The following is a 23,986-nucleotide window of genomic DNA, read 5'->3' on the forward strand; positions in this document are numbered from 1 at the left end:
AACTCCCTAGCGCTCGACGAGGCGGTCGAACTGCGTGGTGGTGTGCCGCAGATGGGCCACCAGTTCGTCGCCGACCTTCGGCTCCTGCGCGTCGCCCGGCACGAACAGGATCGACACCTGCATGTGCGGGGGCTCCGCGAACCAGCGCTGCTTGCCCGCCCAGACGAACGGCGAAAGGTTGCGGTTGACCGTCGCCAGGCCCGCGCGGGCCACGCCCTTGGCGCGCGGCATCACGCCGTGCATCGCCTTGGGGGCCTCCAGGCCCACGCCGTGCGAGGTGCCGCCGGCCACGACCACCAGCCAGCCGTCCGACGCGGCCTTCTGCTGGCGGTAGCCGAAGCGGTCGCCCTTGGTGACCCGGGTGACGTCCAGGACGGAGCCCCGGTACTCGGTGGCCTCGTGGTCGCCCAGCCAGAGCCGCGTGCCGATCCGGGCCCGGAACCGGGTCTGCGGGAACTGCTGCTGGAGCCGCGTCTGCTCCTCGGCCTTCAGATGGCTGACGAACATGGTGTGCAGCGGCAGCCGGGCGGCCCGCAGACGGTCCATCCAGCCGATGACCTCCTCGACGGCGTCGGTGCCGTCGGTGCGGTCCAGTGGGAGGTGCAGGGCGAAGCCCTCCAGGCGTACGTCCTCGATGGCCGCGTGCAGCTGGCCGAGCTCGTGCTCACCGATGCCGTGCCGCTTCATCGAGCTCATGCACTCGATGACGACACGGGCGCCGACCAGGGCGTGGACGCCGTCCACGGACGACACGGAGCGGATCACCCGGTCCGGCAGCGGTACGGGCTCCTCGCCCCGCCGGAACGGCGTCAGGACCAGCAGGTCGCCGCTGAACCAGTCCTTGATCCGGGCCGCTTCGTACGTCGTGCCGACCGCCAGCATGTCGGCGCCGAAGCGGGCCGCCTCCTCGGAGAGCCGCTCGTGGCCGAAGCCGTATCCGTTGCCCTTGCAGACCGGCACCAGGCCCGGGAACCGGTCGATCACGGAATTCTGGTGCGCCCGCCAGCGAGCGGTGTCGACATAAAGGGAGAGCGCCATGGCCGGCCCGGAACCTTTCTGGTGGCTGCGGTGAATCGGAGGTGTGTACGAGACTACGGAACCGTCAGCGGCGTGACATGTAGATGTCGAGCGCCTTGTGCAGCAGCTTGTTGAGCGGGAAGTCCCACTCGCCGATGTACTCGACGGCCTCGCCGCCCGTGCCGACCTTGAACTGGATGAGGCCGAAGAGGTGGTCGGTCTCGTCGAGCGAGTCGGAGATGCCACGCAGGTCGTAGACGGTCGCGCCCATGGCGTAGGCGTCGCGCAGCATGCGCCACTGCATGGCGTTCGAGGGCCGGACCTCGCGGCCGATGTTGTCGGAGGCGCCGTAGGAGTACCAGACGTGCCCGCCGACCACGAGCATCGTGGCCGCGGAGAGGTTCACACCGTTGTGGCGCGCGAAGTACAGCCGCATGCGGTTGGGGTCCTCGTTGTTGAGGACGGTCCACATGCGCTGGAAGTACGACAGGGGGCGCGGCCGGAACCGGTCGCGGACGGCGGTGATCTCGTACAGCCGCTGCCATTCGGCCAGGTCCTCGTAGCCGCCCTGGACGACCTCGACGCCGGCCTTCTCGGCCTTCTTGATGTTGCGCCGCCACAGCTGGTTGAAGCCCTTGAGGACATCGTCGAGTGAACGGTTCGCCAGCGGCACCTGGAAGACGTAGCGGGGCTGGACGTCGCCGAAGCCGGCGCCACCGTCCTCGCCCTGCTGCCAGCCCATCTTGCGCAGCCGGTCCGACACCTCGAAGGCGCGCGGCTCGATGTACGACGCCTCCACATCACGCAGCCGCTTGACGTCCGGGTCCTGGATGCCGCCCTTGATCGCGGCAGCGTCCCAGCGGCGGATGACGACCGGCGGGCCCATCTTCACGGAGAAGGCGCCCTGGTTCTTCAGGTGCGCCAGCATCGGCTGCAGCCAGTCGTCCAGGTTCGGCGCGTACCAGTTGATCACCGGGCCCTCGGGCAGATAGGCGAGGTAGCGCTTGATCTTGGGCAGCTGGCGGTACAGCACCAGGCCGGCACCGACCAGCTCGCCGTTCTTGTCGAACCAGCCCAGGTTCTCCGAGCGCCACTCGGTCTTCACATCAGCCCATGCCGGGACCTGGCAATGACTCGCCGCGGGCAGACTCTGGATGTACGCCAGATGCTGCTCTCGGCTGATGGTCCTCAGGGTCAGGCTCATGCGGGGCGCTCCTCGGCAGGTGTGTCCCCATGGGTACAGGGGCTCCGGCTCTCGCGCCGAAGCCTACTGGCACCGAGGGGCGCCCCGGCTGGCCGTACGCCAGGAGCGGCTAGCCGAGCACACCGCCGAAGAGGCCGCCGTGCGCCATACCGAGGCCGAAACCGATCGCCGAAGCGCCCAGCCCGATGATCAGGAGGGTGCGTTCACGCGTGGTCTCCGAGACGAACTGGCCGTACCCGCCCGTGATGATCCCGATCAGCCCCGCCCAGGAGCTGAGCAGGTGAAGGTCGTGGAACTGCGCCGTGATGAAGGCCAGGGCGCCCAGGACCAGGGTGACGGCCATGAGCGTGTCCGGGACCGGATGGGGCTTGCCGTCCGTGGCGAAGAGGGACGAGGTGGGATGACGCTGAAATGCCTGAGCCATGAGGCACCTCCTGGCTGTGCCTGGAAGGCGGCGCACTGTAGCGCCGCACACACCCGATGTGTACAGATTGCGTCCCCCCGCCGCCGGATTTCAACCGGAAGCGGGTGTGCGGGTACTCTGTACGGTCTGCACCGGTGTCTGCCCGGGCCCAGAACAGGAACTTCGGGGAACCGAGGGGATTGTCAGTGGCGGCCGATACCGTTGCCAACGCATCACGACCCTCCTGCCACGGAACGACCGTGGCCGCTGAGTCCAAAGGAGGTGGGTTCCACATGCGTCACTACGAGGTGATGGTCATCCTCGACCCCGATCTCGAGGAGCGCGCTGTCTCCCCGCTGATCGAGAACTTCCTCTCCGTCGTCCGTGAGGGCAACGGAAAGGTGGAGAAGGTCGACACCTGGGGCCGTCGTCGTCTCGCTTACGAGATCAAGAAGAAGCCCGAGGGCATCTACTCGGTCATCGACCTGCAGGCCGAGCCTGCGGTCGTCAAGGAGCTCGACCGCCAGATGAACCTGAACGAGTCGGTCCTCCGGACCAAGGTCCTCCGTCCCGAGACCCACTGAGCATTTTTCGCTCAGAGGTCATCGGGTCCGAGTAGCAGTAAGCAGCCAGCAGCAATCCCGCCGAGAGGTTCCCCATGGCAGGCGAGACCGTCATCACGGTCGTCGGCAATCTTGTCGACGACCCCGAGCTGCGCTTCACCCCGTCCGGTGCGGCGGTCGCGAAGTTCCGCGTCGCGTCCACTCCCCGCACCTTCGACCGTCAGACCAATGAGTGGAAGGACGGCGAGAGCCTGTTCCTGACCTGCTCGGTCTGGCGCCAGGCGGCGGAGAACGTCGCCGAGTCGCTCCAGCGAGGCATGCGCGTCGTCGTGCAGGGCCGGCTGAAGCAGCGGTCCTACGAGGACCGCGAGGGCGTCAAGCGCACGGTCTTCGAGCTGGACGTCGAGGAAGTCGGCCCCAGCCTCAAGAACGCCACGGCCAAGGTCACCAAGACCACGGGTCGCGGCGGCCAGGGCGGCTACGGCGGTGGCCAGCAGGGCGGCGGCAACTGGGGCGGAGCCCCGGGTGGTGGCCAGCAGGGTGGCGGCGGTGCTCCCGCCGACGACCCGTGGGCGACCAGCGCGCCGGCCGGCGGCCAGCAGCAGGGCGGCGGCGGAGGCGGCTGGGGCGGCAGCTCCGGCGGCGGCTACTCGGACGAGCCCCCCTTCTAGGGAGTCCCCTCCAAGGGATCCCCGGGGGCAGCTCGTACCCCCACTTCTTGATCACACAGGAGATACACCATGGCGAAGCCGCCTGTGCGCAAGCCGAAGAAGAAGGTCTGCGCATTCTGCAAGGACAAGACCGCGTACGTGGACTACAAGGACACGAACATGCTGCGGAAGTTCATTTCCGACCGCGGCAAGATCCGTGCCCGTCGCGTGACCGGCAACTGCACGCAGCACCAGCGTGACGTCGCCACGGCCGTCAAGAACAGCCGTGAGATGGCGCTGCTGCCCTACACGTCCACCGCGCGATAAGGGAAGGGTGACCGAAACATGAAGATCATCCTCACCCACGAGGTCTCCGGCCTCGGCACCGCCGGCGACGTCGTCGACGTCAAGGACGGCTACGCTCGCAACTACCTGGTCCCGCGCGGTTTCGCGATCCGCTGGACCAAGGGTGGCGAGAAGGACGTGGCGCAGATCCGCCGCGCCCGCAAGATCCACGAGATCGCGACCATCGAGCAGGCCAACGAGGTCAAGGCCCAGCTCGAGGGCGTCAAGGTGCGCCTGGCCGTTCGCTCCGGCGACGCCGGCCGTCTCTTCGGTTCCGTGACCCCGGCCGACATCGCTGCGGCGATCAAGTCCGCGGGTGGCCCGGAGGTCGACAAGCGCCGTGTCGAGCTCGGTTCGCCGATCAAGACCCTGGGCTCGCACCAGGTGTCCGTGCGTCTGCACCCCGAGGTTGCCGCGAAGTTCGGCGTCGAGGTCGTCGCCGCCTAAGCGCTGCTTCATTACGACGAAGGGCCGCATCCCCGGATGCGGCCCTTCGTTGTTGCACTCTTCGTCGTTGTTGCTCTTTGTCGTAGGGCCTTCGTCGTTGTACACCGGCGTCGGGCCGCCCGGGGCTTGTCGTGTTTCACGTGAAACACGGCCTCAGCGGGTGGCTCCTGTGACCACCCACCGGCCCGACCGCATCCGCAGCCACAGGGTGATCATCCTGGTCGCCATCATCAAGGCCATGGCCCACCAGAGAGCGGTCAGCCCGCCGCCCAGCACCGGTATGAGCAGGGCGACGGGTGCGAAGACGACCAGGGTGACCACCATGGCGCCGGCGAGGTAAGGGCCGTCGCCGGCGCCCATCAGGACGCCGTCCAGGACGAACACCACACCTGCGATGGGCTGCGACAGTGCCACCACCAGCAGCGCGGGAAGAAGCGTGTCCTGCACGGTCCCGTCGTCGGTGAACAACGGGATGAACAGCGGGCGGGCCAGAACGATCAGCGCGCCGAGCACCAGCCCGGAAACGATGCCCCACTGGACCATGCGACGGCAGACCTGCCGGGCGCCGTCGGCGTCGTCGGCCCCCAGATAGCGGCCGATGATCGCCTGCCCGGCGATGGCGATCGCGTCGAGCGCGAAGGCCATCAAACTCCACAGGGACAGGATGATCTGGTGAGCGGCGACCTCGGCGTCCCCGAGCCGCGCGGCGACCGCGGTCGCGATCATCAGGACGGCGCGCAGGGAAAGCGTACGCACCAGCAAGGGGACCCCGGCCTGGGCGCTGGCCCTTATGCCTGCGGCGTCGGGGCGCAGTGAGGCACCGTGACGACGGGCTCCGCGGACAACAACGAAGAGGTAGGCGGCGGCCATGCCGCACTGAGCGATGACCGTGCCCCAGGCGGAGCCGGCGATGCCGAGGCCGGCGCCGTAGACGAGGCCCACGTTGAGCGCCGCGTTGGCGGTGAAGCCGGCAATGGCTACATAGAGGGGGGTCTTGGTGTCCTGGAGGCCGCGCAGGACGCCGGTGGCGGCGAGCACCACGAGCATCGCGGGTATGCCGAGACCGGATATGCGCAGATACGTCGTGGCGTACGGGGCGGCTGTGGCGGAGGCGCCGAAGGCCTCGATCAGCCAGGGTGCGGTGGGCAGGGTGACGGCCACCACCGCCACGCCGAGCAGCAGGGCGAGCCAGATACCGTCCATACCCTGGCGGATGGCGGCCGGGAGGTCGCCCGCGCCGACCCGGCGAGCCACGGCCGCCGTGGTGGCATAGGCGAGGAAGACGAAGACGCTCACGGCGGTGGTGAGCAGTGCGGCCGCGATGCCGAGACCGGCCAGTTGCGGCGTACCGAGGTGGCCGACCACGGCGCTGTCGACCATGAGGAAGAGCGGCTCTGCGACGAGTGCTCCGAAGGCCGGGACGGCGAGTGCGATGATCTCGCGGTCGTGTCGGCGGTGGACGCTCTTGGGGGGCGCCGGGGCGTGGCTCATGAGGGCAAATCTAATCTTCCACAGGTAAGAGATGCAATGGCATTGGGGTCCTTACCGATCATCGGGTTGACCCCTGGGGTGTGCGCCGTTTGTTCTGATCTTGATCCAGCTGGGGAAGTTTTTCTCCTGCACAGCCCGTGGATGGAAAAGTCGCAGGTCACGCGCGGTTTGATTGATCGGCTATGAGTTTGTCCACACCACTGTCCCCCGGTCCGTGCACAGGTTGGGCGCGGTTCTCCACAGCATCTGGCCCTTCACCCACAGCCCCTGTGGATAACCAGATTGGCTGACGGTGCCCGCGGGCCTACCGTGGTCCGGCGCTCGACGCGCCAAAAGCGGAGTTGAGCCTCTCGCTTTGTCAGTGTCGTGCCGTAGAAAGAGTGGCACGGCGAGGGTCCGCGGAGCGGACGGGAGGAGGTGGGCCGGTGAGCATCCCCGAGCCCTTGGACGACCCCTGGGCCGCCGACGCGGGACCCGGTGACCGCCTGCCCGTCACCCGTCAGCGCAATGGCGACGGCCGGGGCCGCGGCAGGGGCCGTGAGGACCAGCACGACAGGGGCAGCGACAGCGGCCCCTGGGACAGCGGGGCCGGCGGCTTCGAGCGGGTGCCTCCGCAGGACCTCGACGCCGAACAGTCGGTGCTGGGCGGCATGCTCCTCTCCAAGGACGCCATCGCCGACGTCGTGGAGATCCTCAAGGGCCATGACTTCTACCGGCCCGCTCATGAGACCGTCTACCAGGCGATCCTCGACCTCTACGCCAAGGGCGAGCCCGCCGACCCGATCACGGTGGGCGCCGAGCTGACCAAGCGCGGGGAGATCAACCGCGTCGGTGGCGCCTCCTACCTCCACACGCTCGTCCAGTCGGTGCCGACCGCCGCGAACGCGTCGTACTACGCGGAGATCGTCCACGAGCGGGCCGTCCTGCGCCGGCTCGTGGAGGCCGGTACCAAGATCACGCAGATGGGGTACGCCGCCGACGGCGACGTCGACGAGATCGTGAACTCCGCACAGGCGGAGATCTACGCGGTCACCGAGCAGCGCACCAGCGAGGACTATCTGCCGCTGGGCGACATCATGGAGGGCGCGCTCGACGAGATCGAGGCCATCGGCTCCCGCAGTGGTGAGATGACCGGTGTACCGACCGGCTTCACCGACTTCGACTCGCTCACCAATGGCCTGCACCCGGGTCAGATGATCGTCATCGCGGCCCGTCCCGCCATGGGTAAGTCGACGCTCGCGCTGGACTTCGCGCGGGCCTGCTCCATCAAGCACAACCTGCCGAGCGTGATCTTCTCCCTCGAAATGGGCCGCAACGAGATCGCCATGCGTCTGTTGTCGGCGGAGGCCCGGGTGGCGCTGCACCACATGCGCTCGGGAACGATGACGGACGAGGACTGGACGCGGCTCGCCCGGCGCATGCCGGATGTCTCGCAGGCCCCGCTCTACATCGACGATTCCCCCAACCTGTCGATGATGGAGATCCGTGCCAAGTGCCGTCGGCTGAAGCAGCGGAACAACCTCAAGCTCGTCGTGATCGACTATCTGCAGCTGATGCAGTCCGGTGGCTCCAAGCGGGCCGAGAGCCGACAGCAGGAAGTCTCCGACATGTCGCGAAACCTGAAGCTGCTCGCCAAGGAGCTGGAGATCCCGGTCATCGCTCTGTCGCAGCTGAACCGAGGCCCCGAGCAGCGCACCGACAAGAAGCCGATGGTCTCGGACCTGCGTGAATCCGGCTCCATCGAGCAGGACGCCGACATGGTGATCCTGTTGCACCGCGAGGACGCCTACGAGAAGGAGTCGCCCCGCGCGGGCGAGGCGGACCTGATCGTCGCGAAGCACCGTAACGGCCCCACGGCGACCATCACCGTGGCCTTCCAGGGCCACTACTCGCGCTTCGTGGACATGGCACAGACCTGATCGCCGGCGCTGTAGGGTCCAGGATCTCGCGGCACAGTCCCACCTGCAATGGCACCAGGTTGGCACTTGTGCCACCTACGTGAGATCCCCAGGTCGAGCCCGTCATCTGTTCGGACAGGCCGGATCCGTCGCGCATCCCGAACGAACGCTCAGCGCCTCGTCTCGTACCTGGTCAGGATCACGCCGCAGGGAAGCGTTCGCGTCTCCACCAGGTTCAGGTTCACCCAGCTGTCCAGCGCGGTGAAGAACGGCGTGCCGCCGCCCACCAGGACCGGCGCGGTGGCCAGCACGTACTCGTCAATCAGCCCGGCCCGCATGGCCGCCCCGGCGAGCGTCGCGCCGCCGATGTCCATCGGGCCGCCGTCCTCGGCCTTGAGCCGGGTGATCTCGGCGACCGCGTCGCCGGTGACCAGGCGGGTGTTCCAGTCGACCTTGTCGATCGTCGAGGAGAACACCACCTTCGACATGTCCCGCCAGCGGCGCGCGAACTCGATCTCCGCCGGGGTGGCGTTGGGCTGCTGGTCGCCGGTCGGCCAGTAGGAGCTCATCGTCTGCCACAGCTTGCGCCCGTACAGCGACAGGTCGGTCGCCTGCAACTGGTCGGACCAAAACTGGAACAGCTCGTCGCTCGGCACGCTCCAGCCGATGTCGTCGCCGGGCGCCGCGATGTAGCCGTCCAGGGTCAGGTTCATGCCGTAGATCAGTTTCCGCATGGCGCCAGCCTTCCGTGAGTCGGTCCTGGTCTCACGCGTACGGACCGGCGCGGCGCGGGAAACTCATCGGTGCCCGATCTGGGCTCGCATGTAGTCCTCGTGCTCGGTGGCTCAGCCGCCGCCTCATGCTCCGCGGAGGAAATGGCACTGAGACTGATCTTGGATGCCACGCGGTGAGACAACGGAGAACCAGCAGGTCACAGAAGATCGACATGTCATCGGCGGCGAGACCCTCCAGGCGCTCGCCCGAGACGGTGCTTTGACCTTCAAGCTGCTTGAACATCCACAATCGCGCTCATGGACGACACCGAAGCGCTGCTGAGCATCGGCGCCTTCGCCCGGCGAGTCGGGCTCGCGCCGAGTGCCCTGCGGTTCTACGACGACTGCGGAGTGCTGCGGCCCGCCCACGTGGACGACACCACGGGGTATCGCTACTACGCCCCCCATCAGGAGGCACGTGCACGTCTGGTGCGGCGGCTGCGGGAGGCGGGCCTGCCGCTGACCGACGCCTCAGCGGTGCTCGACGGAAGCCATGAGGAAGCCCGTTCGGTGCTCGAAGAGCATGCCCGCAGGACGCGGGACACCGCGGCCGCGGCCCAGGCGGCGATCGAGGAACTCCTGCACGGCTTGCCGGGCCGGACACAGGCGGGCACCGGGGCATGGGCCCGGGTCGGGGGAGCGGAGCTGTCCAGTGCGGTGCGCCAGGTGGCGCCCGCCGTGGCGCCGCCGCCCGCGCGCGAGTCGTTCCCCGCGCTCGGGTGTGTGCTGCTCGAACTCGCGGGCCAGGAAATGCGGTTGATCGCCACCGACCGGTACCGCCTGGCCGTACGCGGTCTGCGACCGGCGGCACACGGCGGAGGGCCGGGCCGGCTGCTCGTCGACGCCACCGTACTGAAGGACATCGGGGCCCGGGTGCCGGTCCTGCCGGACGTCCTCGTCGAGGTCGACGGCGAAGGTCGTAGCGGCCGCGTCAGCGGTGGTCACACCAGCTGGACTCTGCCTGCCGCGGAGGGGGTGTACCCCTCCTACCGGACGGCCCTGGACGGTCTTCCGCCCGTACGAAGCCGTGTGATCACCGGCCGGGAGGCCCTGCGGGACGCTCTCGTCGGGGCCGCGGGAGACGGCCCGGTCGCCCTGCACACCGACGACGGGTCCTTGTGGGTGGCCCGCCGCGGCCAAGCCGACCAGGCGCTGCCCGCCGTCCGCACCGGCCCGGCCCTGCGCCTCGCGTTCGACCCGGACGTCCTCGTGCCCGCGGTGGAGGCGAGCGTCGGCCCCGACGTGCTGCTGGAGATCTCCGCGGCCGACCGGCCGGTCGTCGTCCGCTCCGCGGACCAGGGCAGTTTCACCACGCTCGTCATGCCGGTTCGCGACACGACCACCAGCACTTCGTGAAGGAGAGCGACACCATGGACCGCGACAACCGCGTCGTCCGGCTGTGCACCCAGGGGATGCGGGCCGAAGCGGCAGGCCGGGACAGCGACGCGCTGGACCTCTTCCACCAGGCGTGGGCGGCCGCCCAGGACGACTACGAAGCCTGCGTCGCCGCCCATTACCTCGCCCGGCACCAGCGGACCCCGCAGGACACGCTCCACTGGAACCAGGAGTGCCTCGACCGGGCGGACCGGGTGGCGGACGACCGGGTGAAGGGTTTCTACGCGTCCCTGCACCTGAACCTCGGAGCGGCACACCGGGACCTCGGCGCTCCCGGCGAGGCGCGGAAGCACTTCGAGCTCGCCGCCGAGCACCTCCCCGCAGTGCCGGCCGGGCCCTACGCCGACGGGATCCGTTTCGCGATCGCCGACGGGCTGCGCTCCACCGGTTCCACCGCCCCACGGGCCGCCGACGACCTCCTCGCGGGGCTGCTGGCGGAATTCTGCGCACGGACCGACTTCAAGGCACTGGCGTTGCTCCTGCCCGCCTATCTGGGGGATCTCGGTACGGACGACGACCTGGTACGGCTGTCGGCAGCCCTGCAGATGGTCCATGCGGCCCGATGGCTGCCGGATGAGGAGCAGGACGCGGTCGGCCGGGCAATCGGCGCGCTGGCGGCGTGAAGAGGCCGGGCCCGCCCTCGCGACGCCTGGTGGTGCGGGAATGTGGTCGACGTGGCGGGGGGCGAGCGATAGATCTTGGGCATGACTTCATCCTTCGAAGCACATGACGAAGCCGGCGCCGGTACCGGTGGCGAAGCCCTCCTGCCCACGACCACGCGGGCTCTGCGGCATCGGATCGCGGTCGCCCAGGCCGAAGGCCGGGCGCCTTCCCTGGTCGGCGCCGTGTCCAGGGAGGGGCGGCTGGTGTGGACCGGCTCGCGCAGTTGTGTGGACGGACACGCGCCCGACTCGGACACGCAGTACCGGATCGGCTCCATCACCAAGCCCTTCACCGCCGTCCTGGTGATGCGGCTGCGCGACGAGGGGCTGCTCGACCTCTCGGATTCCTTGGAGAAGCACCTGCCGGGGACCGGGGTGGGCGAGGTGACCATCGCTCAACTGCTGTCCCACACCGGCGGCTTGGCGGCCGAGTCGCCCGGTCCCTGGTGGGAGCGGACCCCGGGCTCGCTCCGCCCGGAACTGGCCGATGTGCTCGGTGAGAAGCCGCTCATGCATCCGGCGGGGCGCCGTCACCACTATTCCAACACCGGTTACACACTGCTCGGTTCGCTCGTCGAGGCGGTGCGGGGGATCCCGTGGGAGGAGGCGTTGCGGACAGAGATCCTGGAACCGCTCGGGCTGCGCCGTACGAGCACGCAGCCTCTCGCTCCCCACGCCGGTGGCTGGGCGGTGCATCCCTGGGCGGATGTGATGCTGCCCGAACCGACCGAGGACCTGGGGCTCATGGCACCGGCCGGGCAGCTGTGGTCGACCGCCGCGGATCTCTGCGCCTTCGCCTCCTTCCTCGGCAAGGGGGACGACCGGGTACTGAGCGCGGCGACGCTGCGGGAGATGCGCACACCCGTGAGTCCCCCGGAGCCGGGGGACTGGGAGAGCGGCTATGGGCTGGGTCTCCAGCTCGTCCGCCGCAACGGCCGCACTCTCGTCGGACACGGCGGGTCCCTGCCCGGGTTTGTCGCCGGCCTGTGGATGAGTCTCGAGGACGACGTCCTGGCCGTTGTCCTGGCCAATGCCACCTCGGGCCCCATGCCCGGTGCGGTCGCCACCGACCTCGTGCGCATCGTGGCTGACGCCGAGCCCCGCATCCCCGCGCCCTGGCGTCCGCTGCCCGAGGTGGACCAGGCGCTCCTGGAGCTGACCGGCCCCTGGTATTGGGGCACGTACGCCTACGGTCTGCGCCTCTGTTCCGATCGCGGCGTGGAGCTTCTCCCTCTGCGTGGACCCGGCCGTGCCTCACGGTTCCGCGCGGAGAAGGACGACAGATGGACGGGGCTGGACGGGTACTACGCGGGGGAGACACTCCGGGTGGTCCGGTGCGAGGACGGCTCGGTCAGTCATCTCGACCTCGGCTCGTTCGTCTTCACACGCGAACCGTACGAGAAGGGCGGGGCTGTGCCGGGCGGTGTGGACGAGGGCGGCTGGCGCGGTCTGTGAGGCGTGTCCGCTGATGGAGGAGGTGAGGCGGCGCTGTTTCACGTGAAACAGCGCCGCCTTCCGTCAGAGAGCCAACTTGAAGCCGAGATGAGACGCTTCAAAGCCCAGCCGTTCGTAGAAGCGGTGGGCATCGGTACGGCTGGCGTCGGATGTCAGCTGTACCAACTGGCAGTTCTGTCGCTTTGATTCAGCGACCGCCCATTCGATGAGCTGGGTGCCCAGTCCGCTGCCGCGTTCGTCGGCGTGGATGCGTACGCCTTCGATGATCGAGCGTGTGGCTCCACGCCGGGACAGGCCCGGGATGATCGTGAGCTGCAGTGTCCCGACGACCCGACCGTCGCGTACCGCGACGACGAGGCGCTGATGCGGGTCGTCGGCCAGCCGCTCGAACGCGGCGGTGTACGGCGTGAGATCGTCGGGTGATTCACGCCGGGCGCCCAGCGGGTCGTCGGCGAGCATGGCCACGATGGCGGGAAGGTCGTCCGGGCATGCGGGCCTGATCGCAAGATCACTCATGACGCGCAGGCTACTCGGGCGGTGAATCCCGCTCGCACCCCGATGGCATCAGCACGCCCTAGGCCGGTACGTACAGCTCCTCGACGACCCGCACCAGCGGCGCCAGCTCCGGGTTCTTCGCGGCCTCGTCGAGCGCCTCGCGCAGCGCCGCGTCATTGGTCGGCCGGGCTTCGGTCAGCAGGGCCTGGCCGGCCTCGGTGACGTCGGTGTAGATGCCGCGTCGGTCGGTGTCGCACAGATACCGGGTGAGCAGCCCCCGGTCTTCCAGCCGGGTGACAAGGCGGGTCGTGGCGCTCTGGCTGAGGACGACCGCGTCGGCGACCTGCTTCATCTGGAGATGACCGCCGGGCCCGCTGTGCTGGCGGCTGAGGACATCGAGCAGGGAGTACTCGCGCATGCTCAGGCCGTGCCGGGCCTCCAGCGCGCGTTCGATGTGCGACTCGATCTTCCCGTGCAGCAGCGACAGAGCGCACCAGCCCTGCGAGAGGGCTGTGAGGGCCGGTTCGGTCGCAGTCATGGGTCTCTCCTCGGTCCCGGGAGCGGCTGGTCCCCAGGATAGACGACTGCCGCAATAGCCCGCGTTTGCAATTAACCCGCGTCTGCAATTATTGTGGGCGCTCGTTAAGCGCACATGCAATCTTCTGGGAAGGGTCAAACCCATGCCGCTCGCGCTACTCGCCCTGGCCATCGGAGCCTTCGGTATCGGAACCACCGAGTTCGTGATCATGGGACTGCTCCCCCAGGTGGCGGCCGACTACCAGGTGTCGATCCCGATCGCCGGTTACCTCGTCACCGGCTACGCACTCGGCGTCGTCCTCGGCGCTCCACTGATGACCGTGCTGGGGACCCGGGTCTCCCGCAAGCGCATGCTGATGCTGCTGATGGGGCTGTTCATCGTCGGCAATCTGCTCTCCGCCGTCGCCCCGGCTTTCGGCCTGATGCTGGCAGGCAGGGTCGTCGCGTCTCTGGCCCACGGTGCGTTCTTCGGCATCGGCTCCGTCGTGGCGGCCGATCTCGTCGCCCCGCAGAAGAAGGCCGGAGCGATCGCGACGATGTTCACCGGCCTCACCGTCGCCAATGTGGTCGGCGTGCCGCTCGGCACCCTCATCGGCCAGTCGGCCGGCTGGCGGGCCACTTTCCTGATCGTCGCGGCCCTCGGCGTGATCGGTCTGCTCGGCGTCGCCAAGCTCGTGCCGGAGCAGTCCAAGCCCGAAGGCGTACGGCTGCGCCATGAGCTCGCCGCCTTCCGCAATGTGCAGGTACTGCTCGCCATGGCGATGACCGTGCTGGGCTTCGGCGGTGTCTTCGCCGCGATCACCTACATCACGCCGATGATGACCGAAGCCGCCGGCTTCGCCGAGTCCTCGGTCACCTGGCTCCTCGTCCTCTTCGGCCTCGGCATGGTGGGTGGCAACCTCATCGGCGGCAAGCTCGCCGACCGCAAGCTGATGCCGTTGCTGTACGTGTCCCTGGGCGCGCTCGCCCTGGTCCTGGCGCTGTTCACCGTCACCGCCCACAACAAGATCGCGGCAGCGGGCACGATCGCACTGATCGGCGCGCTGGGGTTCGCGACCGTGCCGCCGCTGCAGAAGCGGGTCCTGGACCAGGCGTCCGGTGCACCCACCCTGGCGTCCGCCGTGAACATCGGCGCCTTCAACCTCGGCAACGCGTTGTCCGCCTGGCTGGGAGGCATCGTGATCGCGGCCGGTCTCGGGATCACTGCCCCGAATTGGGTGGGCGCCGTACTCGCCGCCTCCGCGCTGGCCCTGGCCGTTGTCTCGAGCGCCCTGGAGCGCCGTGGCGTCCGCCGCGAGAGCCGGGTGGTCACCGGCGCCGGCCCCGAACCGGTCGCGGTCGCCGCGGCCCACCACTGAACCCCGAAGGCCCCAGCGGTCCCGCACCGCACGAGGGAGTCACCCCACATGAGCACCACCGTCACCACCGCTACCCCTGTCATCCCGCTGACCACGCAGGACGCGGAAGCCCTCGTGGCTGCCGCCCGTCGTGCCGCCGAGGAGGCAGGAGTCACCGTCGCCATCACCGTCCTGGACGCGGGCGGCCATCTGCTGGCCTTCCGCCGCGACGACCGAGCCGTACTGATCGCCGGCGAGACCAGTACCCGCAAGGCGTTCACGGCGCTTCAGCTGAACGCTCCGACCGCGGACCTCGTCGACGCCGTGCAGCCCGGCGGCCTGTTCCACACTCTTCCCACTGCCCTGGACCGCCCGCTCCTGTTCATCGCGGGCGGGGTTCCCGTCCACCGCGACGGCCGTCTCATCGGTGCCATCGGTGTGGGTGGTGGTGCCCCTGAGCAGGATCACGGCTTCGCGACCGCGGCCGTGGAGGCCCTGGCGTAACGCACGTCGTCAGGAGACCTCCTGAACCTCCGTCCCCCTGAGCCGGGTGAGCCCCCGGCCAGGGGGTGGCTGCGTTCAGAGGCGTGTGAATGCCGGGCGGCCCGCAGACGCCGTCCACGGCGCGTCAGTCCCCAGGGCTTGAGTAGGGAGATCACCGTCATGAAGAGATAGGCGCTCGTCGCCACGGTGGGCGCGGCGACCAGGCTGCTGTCCGGCACGCCGGCCGCCGCCGCACGGTCGATCTCCGGTCGCAGAGCGAAGACGGTCGCGCCGGCGGTGGCCACGGTGAGCCAGAACTTGGCCCACACCCAGCGGTAGCGGGCCAGGCCCCATGAGGTGCCGAGGGAGAGAACAAGACCACTGATCAGGGTGATTGCCGCGATCGGTATGAGCAGCCAGTCCCCGAAGACCTTCATGGCGCGGTAGGCCGCCTCGGTGAGGGAGGCGTCGGCGGTGGTGTAGGCGGTGGTACCGAGCGTCAGCAGACCGAGTGTGAGTCCCAGCCAGCTCACGGAGACGGCGACATGGACGACGAGGATGGCCCTGAGAACGGGACGCTTGAGTGGTTTCACGTGAAACACCGTCCCCCGCCAAGTGCCGGAGGGCGTCTGACGGCGGGAGTATCCATGCCTACTAACCTCGGCGTACATGGCGAGAGCACCGAGACTTCATCTTTTCGATCTCGACGGCACGCTGATTCGCGGATCGGCGGCTGCCGTGGAGATTTCCCGTCAACTCGGACTGAGTGCCGAGATCGCGGAGCTGGAGCGAGGGTTTCTCGCTCGGGCGCTGACTCCTGACGAGTTCGCGGTACGGGCCCGCGAACTGTGGTCCGAGCTGACCCTGCAACACGTGGAGGCCGCCTTTGACGGCGCTCCGTGGCTCACGGGCATTCGCGATGTCTGGGCCGACATCCGGGCACATGGCGGCTACTGCGCGGTCATTTCCCTCTCGCCCGATTTCTTCGTGGAACGATTGCTCGGCTGGGGTGCGCATGCCGCCTACGGTTCACGCTGGCCTGCTGTCCCCTTCACTCAGCCGGTGAACCGTGAGGGCATTCTCAATGCCTCCGGGAAAGTGAAGATCGCGTCCCAACTGTGTGCAGAGTTGGGGGTGGAGCTGGACGAGTGTGTTGCGTACGGTGATTCCATGTCCGACGCGGAGATCTTCGCAAGGGTCCCGGTGGCGGTGGCGATCAATGCCGACCATCATCTGTCCGGGCTCGCGACACACGCGTATACGGGAGGAGATCTCCGGGAGGCCTACGAACTGGTGCAGAACCGCCGCTAGTCAAGGGCAGAGCGGTAATGCAGCCTAACGGGAAAGCGGGTACGGAAACCTGGGCTTTCCGCTCTCGGTCCGATGGGATGGCAGCTCCTGCCATGCTGCGACGACGACGGCCGCTGTCAATGTCACGGGTACTCACACGCGCCCTGATTCGTGTGTGAGTGCGGTTACGGTGGGCAGGCAGCGATCACGGGGGCAGAGCGGGAATGTGAGGCACGTTCCGGGTCGACGGAAGTGCGCAGACCGACCGAAAGATGTTCGAGGCGAGGCACTCTATGGACGCTCCGACCACCACATCGGCCGACAACGGCATTTCCGGTGAAGGAGGCGACGGTGGTGGCTGGTTCACACCTCGCAAGCCCGTCGCGGCCAGGCCGGCGGAACAGCCGGTCGAGAACCAGGACCGAATAGCCCCCGGCCTCCGCTCCATGGCGTCCCTACGCCTGGTGGGCGCCGGTACGGCCCGAGCGCCCGAGTCGCCGCTGCGTGAGGGTGACCCCGCGCCCCTCGGGGACGGGGGCGGATCCGACACCTCCTCCCCCGAGGCGCAGGAGCGACCGGATCTCGAGTCCATGGTGCCGGCGCCGTGGCCCGCACCGGCACCACCCCCGGAGTCGCGCGTCCCCGAGCAGTTCGCACACCCCGACTCGGCTCCGCACGAGCCGACGCCGCACCAGCCACTTCCGTCGTACGAGCCCGTCCAGCACGAGCCGGCTCCGTACGAGCCCGCCGGTCACGAGGCAGTGCACGACGAGGCCCCGCACCGAGAGCCCGCCGGTCACGAGTCCGCCGGACACGAGGCCGTGGATCGCGAGCCCGCCGGACACGAGGCTGTGCGCCATGAGGCTCTCCACCACGAGCCCGCCGGTCCCGCCCCGCACGTCGAGGTCGCGGAGCCCGTGCCCGCCGAGACGGGCTCGCCCGACGCGATCCTCGTACGGCGGACCCTCGCCGAGGTCGGCCCCGTCGCCGACAAGGTCACGGCCTACTTCTACGCCCTGCTCTTCGTCCGCCACCCCGAGCTGCGCGAGCTCTTCCCCGCCGCGATGGACGCCCAGCGGGACCGGCTGCTCAAGGCCCTGCTGACCGCCGCGGAGCACATGGACAACGCCGAGGTGCTCACCGAATACCTCCAGCACCTCGGTCGCGGCCACCGCAAGTACGGCACCGAGGCCGCGCACTACCCGGCCGTCGGCGAGGCCCTCATCGGTGCGCTGACCCGGTACGCGACAAGCACCTGGGACGAGGAGACCCAGGCCGCCTGGATCCGTACGTACACCACGATCTCCCAGATCATGATCGACGCGGCGGCCGAGAACGAGCGGCACGCGCCCGCCTGGTGGCACGCCGAGGTCGTCTCCCACGATCTGAGAACACCCGACGTCGCGGTGATCACCGTTCGCCCCGACCAGCCCTACCCGTTCCTCGCCGGGCAGTACACGAGTCTTGAAACGCCCTGGTGGCCCCGGATATGGCGGCACTACTCCTTCGCGTCGGCGCCCCGCTCCGACGGGCTGCTGTCCTTCCATGTGAAGGCGGTCCCGGCCGGCTGGGTGTCCAACGCCCTCGTGCACCACGCCCGGCCCGGAGACGTGCTGCGCCTGGGCCCGCCCGCCGGATCGATGACCGTCGACCACTCGACGGACAGCGGCCTGCTCTGCCTCGGCGGCGGCACGGGTATCGCGCCCATCAAGGCGCTGGTCGAGGACGTCGCGGAGCACGGCGAGCGCAGGCCCGTCGAGGTCTTCTACGGGGCCCGCACCGATCACGATCTGTACGACATCGACACGATGCTGCGGCTCCAGCAGTCGCACCCGTGGCTGGAAGTACGCGCTGTCATCGACGGAAAGACCCAGCTGCCGGACGTCGTACGTGAATACGGGCCCTGGAACGAGTACGACGCCTACCTCTCCGGACCGCCGGGCATGATCCGCAGCGGTGTGCACGCCCTGCGGGGGGTCGGGGTTCCGACCGAACGGATCCGCCACGACTCCCTGGAGGAGCTGGTTGCCGCGGCGGACTAGCGGCGGTCCGGGCCAGGCCGTCCGGTCCGGGCCGGGCGGTCCGGGCCGGGCGGTCCAGGGCCCGGCCGGGCTCAGCCGAGGTCGGGCGCGTGCATCGCCCGCACCCCCTCGATGTTGCCGTCCAGGTAGTGCCGCAACGAGAGCGGCACGAGATGGACGGCGGCGATGCCCACCCGGCTGAACGGCACCCGGACGATCTCGTACTCGCCGCAGGGCTCGTCGACCTCGGGCCCGTGCCGACGGGCCGGGTCCATCGACTCGAGCCGGCAGACGAAGAAGTGCTGGACCTTCACACCGGAGACGCCGCCGTCCACGATGTGCTCGACGGTGTCGACGAAGCAGGGCACGACATCGGTGATCTTGGCGCCGAGCTCCTCGTCGACCTCCCGGTGCAGCGCGTCGACGACCGTGGCGTCCTCGGGTTCGACGCCGCCGCCCGGGGTGACCCAGTACGGGTCCATGCCGGGCTTGGTGCGCTTGATCAGGACGAGGTCGTCGCCGTCGAGCAGGATGGCGCGTGCGGTGCGCTTGACCACGGGTCGTTCGGTCATGGCTTGAAAATGGCCCGCCCCGGCCCTTCTGAAACCCTCTCTACCGGCCGTCACCAGTCGACAGCGGCGCGCAGCAGGCTCTCGTGCGCCCGGGAGATGTGGGGGAGGGCCAGGGTCCCGGTGCGTACGACGAGGAAGTAGGTCCGCAGGGGCGGCACCGGCGGCTCCAGCAGAGCCATCAGCCGTCCGCTCTCCAGGGCCGGCTCGCACAGGTAGCGGGGCAGGACGGCGAGCCCGGCGCCCGACACTGCGGCTTCCAGGACGGCCCGCAGATCCGGTGCGACGACGGTCGCGGCCGCGGCCGGTTTGGACTCGAAGACGGCCGCCCAGTAGCGGGAGACGAACGGCAGCGACTCGTGGACCTCCACCACGGGGAGCTGTTCCAGTACGACGGCGCCCTTGCGGAGCAGCACGTCCGGCCCGAGGCGGGCAGCCCAGCGCGGCGAGGCGACCAGGACGTGCTCCTCGTCGCAGAGCGGGGTTGCGGTGAGCAGCCCGCCGCGCGGCCGGGCCGTCGCGAGGGCGAGGTCGTGATGGCCGGCGGCGAGCCCTTCGAGGACCTCCTCGGCGGTTCCGGCGAGCGAGGCACGCAGGGCGAGCCCCTGGGAGATCAAGGGAGTGAGTGCGGGCAGGACGCGCAGGGAGGTGAACTCGGGCGGTCCGGCGAGGTGGAGGGTGCGGACCCCGGTCTGCTCGTCGAGGCCCGTCTCGGTGATCTCCACGAGCGCGTCGAGGTGGGGAGCCGCGCGGTGGGCGAGTTCGTCGCCGATGGTGGTGGGCGTGACCCCGCGGGCCTGGCGCAGGAAGAGCGGCCTGCCCAGTTGGCGTTCCAGGGTGCGGATCTGGCTGGTCACGGCGGGCTGTGACAGTCCCAGGAGAGCGGCGGCGCGGGTGAAGGAGCCGGCCCGGTGCACCGTGACGAACGTGCGCAGCAAGGCCAGATCCATGCCCTCCCCCTCCTGACCGGCTCGTCGTCGGCGACACGCCCGGCGGCGCCTCAGGACCGTCCAACTATAAATAAGTCGATAGGTCGCTGTCGCTACCGTGATTGGACACTGACGCACAGTCAACTAGCCTTGTTCAGGCGGTTGTCCGCCCACAGAACCGGACGGTCCGAGCCATGAGGGGGGAGGCTCGGACCGTCCATTGTGTGTGGCCGGGGCGGCCTATCGGGCACCGTCGAGGGCCCGCAGCACGTCCGCCACGAGGTCCTCGGCGTCCTCGGCGCCGACCGAGAAGCGGATGAAGCCCTCCGGCACCGCGTCACCGCCCCAGCGTCCTCGCCGTTCGGCCGTGGACCGGATGCCGCCGAAGCTGGTGGCGTCGTCCACCAGCCGCAGGCCGTCCAGGAAGCGTTCCGCCCGCTCGCGGTCGGGCAGTACGAAGGAGACGACCGAACCGAAGCGGCGCATCTGTCCGGCGGCGATCCGGTGAGAAGGGTCGCCGGGCAGTCCCGGATAGCGCAGTCCGGTCACCTCGTCCCGCCGTGCGAGGGCCTCCGCGAGTGCCAGCGCGTTGGCGCACTGCCGCTCGACGCGCAGCTGCAGGGTGGCCAGCGAGCGGTGGGCGAGCCAGGCCTCCATGGGGCCGGGGATCGCGCCGGCGATCTTGCGCCAGAGCCGCACCTCCGCCGCGAGCCGCGGGTCGCGGCACGTCACATGGCCGAGCAGCAGATCGCCGTGGCCGGTCATGCCCTTGGTGTCACTGGCCACCGAGAAGTCCGCGCCCAGTTCCAGCGGCCGCTGCCCGAGCGGGGTGGCGAGTGTGTTGTCGACGGCGACCAGCGCTCCGCCGTCGTGGGCGGCATGCACCAGGCGCCGGACGTCGCACACGTCCAGGCCGGGGTTGGACGGCGTCTCCATCCACAGCAGCCGGGCCCCGTCGAGGACGGACAGCTGCGCGTCCCCTCCCGTCGGCGCGGTGCGCACCTCGATCCCGTAGGCCTCCAGACGCTCGCGCAGCAGCGGCAGCGCCTGGTAGCCGTCGGACGGAAGCACGGCCACGTCCCCGGCCTTGAGCTGGGAGAAGAGGACGGCGGAGATCGCGGCCATGCCGGAGGCGAAGACCACTGTCTCCGCCTCCGTCTCGCCGGGCGCCTCCAGTTCGCCGATGGCCCGTTCCAGATGGGTCCAGGTCGGGTTCTCGTCCCGGCCGTAGGTGTACGGGCCGGTGGGCTCGCCGGGCAGGTGGAAGTGCGCGGCGAAGACCGGCCCCGGCAGGATCGGTTCGTACTTGCGCGGCTCGGGCAGCCCTGCCCGTACCGCTCGGGTGCCGTCTCCCAGGGGCGATCCCTCCATCAGTCCCTGCCGTCGGGGAGGACGACGTTCACTGCCCAGGACACGACCGAAATGATCAGGCCGCCCAGTACGGCGGTCCAGAAGCCCTCGACGTGGAAACTCAGGTCGACCACATCGGCGAGCCACGACGTCAGCAGCAGCATCAGGGCGTTGACGACGAGGGTGAACAGGCCGAGCGTGAGGATGAACAGCGGCAGAGTGAGCAGCTGGACGAGCGGCTTGACGAGAATGTTCACGACGCCGAAGATCAGCGCCACGAGCACCAGGGTCAACGCCTTCTTACCGGTGCTGTCCCCGGTCAGGGTTATGTCGTGGAGCAGCCAGATCGCCACCGCCAGAGCGGCCGCGTTGGCCAGCGTCTTGACTACGAAATTCATCATGTGTCTGATCGTGGCAGACGTGACGAGATCAAGAGCAGGGGCGGACGATGAAGACATTCCGACTGGACGAGCTGGAGGCGGAGCGCGTCGCCAACGAGGGCGCGTATCTGCAATTCCTGCGGGAGCGGAACATGTCCGTCGGTCTCTATGCGCTCGACGCCGGTGAGATCGATCCGCAGCAGCCGCACAAGGAGGACGAGGTCTACTTCGTCGTCAGCGGCCGCGCCTCGATCACGGTCGGCATGGAGACCACTCAGGTGGGGCGGGGCAGTGTGGTGTACGTGCCGGCCGGTGTGCCGCACAAGTTCCACCACATCACCGAGGACCTGCGGGTGATGGTGGTCTTCTCGCCCCCGGAGAGCTGAGCCCCGGGCGGGGCGGTCCGTCCGCGGGCTCACCCTGTCGCCCCGGATTCCCTAGGGGGCGGTTCAGGGGAGTTCAAGGGCTGCGGGAGCCCCGCCGGCCGCTGTCCCGCACCTAGCATCGGAGGTGTTCATTGGCATCCGGTGACCGGAGAGATGGGGTAAGGACGATGGCGGTACGGGAGATCCTCGCGGGCATGCCCTGGTGGGTGAAGTGGGTGGCCATACCCGTCATCGCGCTGGCCGTCTTCGGCGGTCTGATCGCGACGGTGGTCAGTGTGCTGGTCGGCTTTCTGTTCAAGGTCCTGGTCTTCGTCGCACTCGTCGGCGGACTCATCTACGTCGTACGGAAGTTCATGGCATCTTCCTCGTCGCGCGGCGATTGGTGACGAAAACGCCGTGCCGTTAGCCCGGCCGGGGGAACGGCCCCGGCGAAACCTCACCCCGATCGGAGGCTGCCATTAGAGTGGCAAGCCTCCGCCGCCCTTGGAATCCAGGGGCAGACGAACGCCCTACCAGCGGTTTGTAGGACTGGATGGGCGAAACGCCTGGGGGTGACCTTTGGCCACGGCAACCAACTCCACTGCCCCGACTCTCATCGGCTCCGTTCAGCGCGCGCTGCGACTGCTGGAGGCCGTCGGCTCGCACGCCGACGGGGCACCCGCCAAACAGCTGGCGCGCGAGACCGGGCTGCCGCTTCCCACCGCCTACCACCTGCTGCGCACTCTTACGCACGAGGGCTATCTGCGCCGGGAGAAGGGTGTGTTCGTCTTCGGGGAGGCCGCGTGCCGGCTGGCCGGCGGGGGAGCCCTGCAGAATCGTCGCAGCAGGCTCGAGAAATCCCTGGCGCAGTGGAGGGACACGATCGGTGTCCCCGTGTACTTCGCGGTCTACCGGGACGGCGAGATCGAACTGATCGCCGTCTCCGACACGCCCTCCGCCCCCGCCGTCGGCGAATGGGCCGACTTCCGTGAGACCGGGCACGCTCATGCCATCGGACAGTGCCTTCTCAGCCAGCTCGACGAGAAGTCGCGGCAGGATCATCTCAGCCGCCACCCCGTGCAGCCGATCACTCCGTATACGGTGCGTGACCGTCGGGCGCTTCTGGAGCGGCTCGACGCGACCGAACGGATACGGCCTTTCGTGGAATGCCAGGAGTACGCGGTGGGAACGGCGTGTGCCGCGATCCCCGTCACGGCGGGCTCCGGCGCCGCCGCCATGGCCATTTCCGTACCGGTTCACCAGCGGGAACGGTTGTTGCCGGCGGTCGAGAGGCTCAGGGCCGAGATCGACAGGCTGCTCAGCACGCTCGTCTTCTCTATCAGTATCTGAAAAATCACTCCTTGTGATCTGCTAGCGCGTACAGGACGATTACGTCAAGAGGGCCACTCAGCGTCATTCCCGGCCCGTTTTTCACCACCGGCCTTACCAGCTGTTGTTCACATCTGCTTCATCTACTGCGGGGTACATGATGCGCGAGTCGGTTCAGGCCGAGGTCTTGATGAGTTTCGTCGTCTCCGAGGAGCTCTCCTTCAGGATCCCGGTCGAGCTGGGATACGAGACGAAGGACCCGTATGCGGTCCGTATGACGTTCCACCTGCCCGGCGACGCGCCTGTGACCTGGACCTTCGGCAGGGAGCTGCTGCTGGACGGGATCAACGGGCCCAGCGGCGACGGCGATGTGCACATCTCGCCGGTGGCTCCCGAGGACCTCTCCGACGTCAGCATTCGCCTGCAGGTCGGGGCCGACCGGGCGCTGTTCCGGGCGAGCGCGCCGCCCCTGGTCGCCTTCCTCGACCGCACCGACAAGCTGGTGCCGCTGGGCCAGGAGCGCACGCTCGGCGACTTCGAGGACGACCTGGAGGAAGCGCTCGGCCGCATCCTCGCGGAGGAGAACGCCGGCTGAGAG

At 69.0% G+C, this 23,986-nt stretch carries 28 protein-coding genes; 16 read left to right on the forward strand and 12 right to left on the reverse strand.

What is annotated here, in order from left to right; all coding sequences use genetic code 11:
- Positions 1-6: 6 nt before the first annotated feature.
- The 3 genes from ACY34K_RS09140 to ACY34K_RS09150 all read right to left on the reverse strand — a co-directional run bounded on the left by ACY34K_RS09140 (position 7) and on the right by ACY34K_RS09150 (position 2,645).
- Positions 7-1,038, reverse strand: a complete 1,032-nt coding sequence (locus ACY34K_RS09140; protein WP_462745624.1) for an alanine racemase — start codon at positions 1,036-1,038, stop codon at positions 7-9.
- A gap of 64 nt (positions 1,039-1,102) precedes the next feature.
- Complete coding sequence (locus tag ACY34K_RS09145; protein ID WP_462745625.1) at positions 1,103-2,221, reverse strand: lipid II:glycine glycyltransferase FemX; 1,119 nt, start codon at positions 2,219-2,221, stop codon at positions 1,103-1,105.
- Between the two features lie 109 nt (positions 2,222-2,330).
- Positions 2,331-2,645, reverse strand: coding sequence for a hypothetical protein (locus ACY34K_RS09150; RefSeq protein WP_462745626.1), 315 nt, complete (start codon positions 2,643-2,645; stop codon positions 2,331-2,333).
- Positions 2,646-2,917: 272 nt separating this feature from the next.
- On the opposite strand from ACY34K_RS09150, the gene rpsF reads away from it, so the two are divergent.
- The 4 genes from rpsF to rplI all read left to right on the forward strand — a co-directional run bounded on the left by rpsF (position 2,918) and on the right by rplI (position 4,629).
- Positions 2,918-3,208, forward strand: a complete 291-nt coding sequence (rpsF, locus tag ACY34K_RS09155; RefSeq protein ID WP_004950685.1) for a 30S ribosomal protein S6 — start codon at positions 2,918-2,920, stop codon at positions 3,206-3,208.
- Between the two features lie 74 nt (positions 3,209-3,282).
- On the forward strand, positions 3,283-3,858 hold the full coding sequence (locus ACY34K_RS09160; RefSeq protein WP_462745627.1) for a single-stranded DNA-binding protein: 576 nt from the start codon (positions 3,283-3,285) through the stop codon (positions 3,856-3,858).
- Between the two features lie 69 nt (positions 3,859-3,927).
- The gene (gene rpsR, locus ACY34K_RS09165; RefSeq protein WP_005315025.1) at positions 3,928-4,164 is read left to right on the forward strand and encodes a 30S ribosomal protein S18; all 237 of its coding nucleotides are present in this window, start codon (positions 3,928-3,930) and stop codon (positions 4,162-4,164) included.
- Positions 4,165-4,182: 18 nt separating this feature from the next.
- On the forward strand, positions 4,183-4,629 hold the full coding sequence (gene rplI / locus ACY34K_RS09170; protein WP_462745628.1) for a 50S ribosomal protein L9: 447 nt from the start codon (positions 4,183-4,185) through the stop codon (positions 4,627-4,629).
- A 153-nt stretch (positions 4,630-4,782) separates the two neighbouring features.
- Here the strand turns inward: rplI and ACY34K_RS09175 are convergent, their stop codons facing one another.
- Positions 4,783-6,120 carry an MATE family efflux transporter gene (locus ACY34K_RS09175; RefSeq protein ID WP_462745629.1) on the reverse strand — a complete coding sequence of 446 codons (1,338 nt, stop codon included), beginning with the start codon at positions 6,118-6,120 and terminating at the stop codon, positions 4,783-4,785.
- Positions 6,121-6,545: 425 nt separating this feature from the next.
- Here ACY34K_RS09175 and dnaB point away from each other — a divergent pair, with 425 nt between their 5' ends.
- The gene (gene dnaB / locus ACY34K_RS09180) at positions 6,546-8,039 is read left to right on the forward strand and encodes a replicative DNA helicase (RefSeq protein ID WP_462745631.1); all 1,494 of its coding nucleotides are present in this window, start codon (positions 6,546-6,548) and stop codon (positions 8,037-8,039) included.
- 149 nt (positions 8,040-8,188) lie between these two features.
- Here dnaB and ACY34K_RS09185 read toward each other — a convergent pair whose 3' ends face one another.
- Entirely contained in the window at positions 8,189-8,752 is a 564-nt protein-coding gene (locus tag ACY34K_RS09185) for a dihydrofolate reductase family protein (protein ID WP_067385690.1), read from the reverse strand.
- Between the two features lie 297 nt (positions 8,753-9,049).
- Between ACY34K_RS09185 and ACY34K_RS09190 the strand changes: the two genes are divergently transcribed.
- From ACY34K_RS09190 to ACY34K_RS09200, 3 genes are all read left to right on the forward strand, one after another.
- Positions 9,050-10,147, forward strand: a complete 1,098-nt coding sequence (locus ACY34K_RS09190) for a MerR family transcriptional regulator (RefSeq protein WP_462745632.1) — start codon at positions 9,050-9,052, stop codon at positions 10,145-10,147.
- A 14-nt stretch (positions 10,148-10,161) separates the two neighbouring features.
- The gene (locus ACY34K_RS09195) at positions 10,162-10,809 is read left to right on the forward strand and encodes a hypothetical protein (protein WP_462745633.1); all 648 of its coding nucleotides are present in this window, start codon (positions 10,162-10,164) and stop codon (positions 10,807-10,809) included.
- Positions 10,810-10,890: 81 nt separating this feature from the next.
- Positions 10,891-12,303, forward strand: coding sequence for a serine hydrolase domain-containing protein (locus ACY34K_RS09200; RefSeq protein WP_462745634.1), 1,413 nt, complete (start codon positions 10,891-10,893; stop codon positions 12,301-12,303).
- A gap of 63 nt (positions 12,304-12,366) precedes the next feature.
- Here ACY34K_RS09200 and ACY34K_RS09205 read toward each other — a convergent pair whose 3' ends face one another.
- Both ACY34K_RS09205 and ACY34K_RS09210 read right to left on the reverse strand, forming a co-directional pair.
- On the reverse strand, positions 12,367-12,819 hold the full coding sequence (locus ACY34K_RS09205) for an N-acetyltransferase family protein (protein ID WP_462745635.1): 453 nt from the start codon (positions 12,817-12,819) through the stop codon (positions 12,367-12,369).
- A 58-nt stretch (positions 12,820-12,877) separates the two neighbouring features.
- Entirely contained in the window at positions 12,878-13,336 is a 459-nt protein-coding gene (locus tag ACY34K_RS09210) for a MarR family winged helix-turn-helix transcriptional regulator (RefSeq protein WP_462745636.1), read from the reverse strand.
- Positions 13,337-13,478: 142 nt separating this feature from the next.
- Between ACY34K_RS09210 and ACY34K_RS09215 the strand changes: the two genes are divergently transcribed.
- The gene (locus ACY34K_RS09215) at positions 13,479-14,693 is read left to right on the forward strand and encodes an MFS transporter (protein ID WP_462745637.1); all 1,215 of its coding nucleotides are present in this window, start codon (positions 13,479-13,481) and stop codon (positions 14,691-14,693) included.
- Positions 14,694-14,741: 48 nt separating this feature from the next.
- Positions 14,742-15,176 carry a GlcG/HbpS family heme-binding protein gene (locus ACY34K_RS09220; protein WP_462745639.1) on the forward strand — a complete coding sequence of 145 codons (435 nt, stop codon included), beginning with the start codon at positions 14,742-14,744 and terminating at the stop codon, positions 15,174-15,176.
- Here the strand turns inward: ACY34K_RS09220 and ACY34K_RS09225 are convergent.
- Complete coding sequence (locus tag ACY34K_RS09225) at positions 15,137-15,748, reverse strand: DUF2269 domain-containing protein (RefSeq protein WP_462745640.1); 612 nt, start codon at positions 15,746-15,748, stop codon at positions 15,137-15,139. The two genes, ACY34K_RS09220 and ACY34K_RS09225, sit on opposite strands and share 40 nt — an antisense overlap.
- A 76-nt stretch (positions 15,749-15,824) precedes the next feature.
- Between ACY34K_RS09225 and ACY34K_RS09230 the strand changes: the two genes are divergently transcribed.
- Together ACY34K_RS09230 and ACY34K_RS09235 are read left to right on the forward strand one after the other, a co-directional pair.
- Entirely contained in the window at positions 15,825-16,466 is a 642-nt protein-coding gene (locus tag ACY34K_RS09230) for an HAD family hydrolase (RefSeq protein ID WP_462745641.1), read from the forward strand.
- A 272-nt stretch (positions 16,467-16,738) separates the two neighbouring features.
- On the forward strand, positions 16,739-18,487 hold the full coding sequence (locus ACY34K_RS09235; protein ID WP_462745642.1) for a globin domain-containing protein: 1,749 nt from the start codon (positions 16,739-16,741) through the stop codon (positions 18,485-18,487).
- Between the two features lie 71 nt (positions 18,488-18,558).
- On the opposite strand, the gene ACY34K_RS09240 is transcribed toward ACY34K_RS09235, so the two are convergent.
- The 4 genes from ACY34K_RS09240 to ACY34K_RS09255 form a co-directional block, all read right to left on the reverse strand.
- A complete protein-coding gene (locus ACY34K_RS09240) occupies positions 18,559-19,038 on the reverse strand; it encodes an NUDIX domain-containing protein (protein ID WP_462745643.1) in 480 nt (159 codons plus the stop codon).
- A 50-nt stretch (positions 19,039-19,088) separates the two neighbouring features.
- Entirely contained in the window at positions 19,089-19,985 is an 897-nt protein-coding gene (locus ACY34K_RS09245) for a LysR family transcriptional regulator (protein WP_462745644.1), read from the reverse strand.
- A gap of 219 nt (positions 19,986-20,204) precedes the next feature.
- Positions 20,205-21,335 (reverse strand): cystathionine gamma-lyase, encoded by a 1,131-nt coding sequence (locus ACY34K_RS09250; RefSeq protein WP_462745645.1) that lies wholly within the window; start codon positions 21,333-21,335, stop codon positions 20,205-20,207.
- Positions 21,335-21,715, reverse strand: a complete 381-nt coding sequence (locus ACY34K_RS09255) for a phage holin family protein (RefSeq protein ID WP_462745646.1) — start codon at positions 21,713-21,715, stop codon at positions 21,335-21,337. Before ACY34K_RS09255 ends, ACY34K_RS09250 begins: the two co-directional genes overlap by 1 nt.
- A 47-nt stretch (positions 21,716-21,762) precedes the next feature.
- Between ACY34K_RS09255 and ACY34K_RS09260 the strand changes: the two genes are divergently transcribed.
- The 4 genes from ACY34K_RS09260 (at position 21,763) to ACY34K_RS09275 (ending at position 23,983) form a co-directional block, all read left to right on the forward strand.
- Entirely contained in the window at positions 21,763-22,080 is a 318-nt protein-coding gene (locus ACY34K_RS09260; RefSeq protein WP_462745647.1) for a cupin domain-containing protein, read from the forward strand.
- 167 nt (positions 22,081-22,247) lie between these two features.
- Positions 22,248-22,466: a DUF5326 family protein gene (locus ACY34K_RS09265; protein WP_462745649.1), complete on the forward strand. Its 219-nt coding sequence runs from the start codon at positions 22,248-22,250 to the stop codon at positions 22,464-22,466.
- A gap of 172 nt (positions 22,467-22,638) precedes the next feature.
- Entirely contained in the window at positions 22,639-23,409 is a 771-nt protein-coding gene (locus ACY34K_RS09270) for an IclR family transcriptional regulator (protein ID WP_462745650.1), read from the forward strand.
- A 139-nt stretch (positions 23,410-23,548) separates the two neighbouring features.
- On the forward strand, positions 23,549-23,983 hold the full coding sequence (locus ACY34K_RS09275) for an SsgA family sporulation/cell division regulator (RefSeq protein WP_462745845.1): 435 nt from the start codon (positions 23,549-23,551) through the stop codon (positions 23,981-23,983).
- The last annotated feature ends 3 nt before the right edge of the window (positions 23,984-23,986 follow it).

The organism is Streptomyces sp. STAM6 (assembly GCF_054963715.1).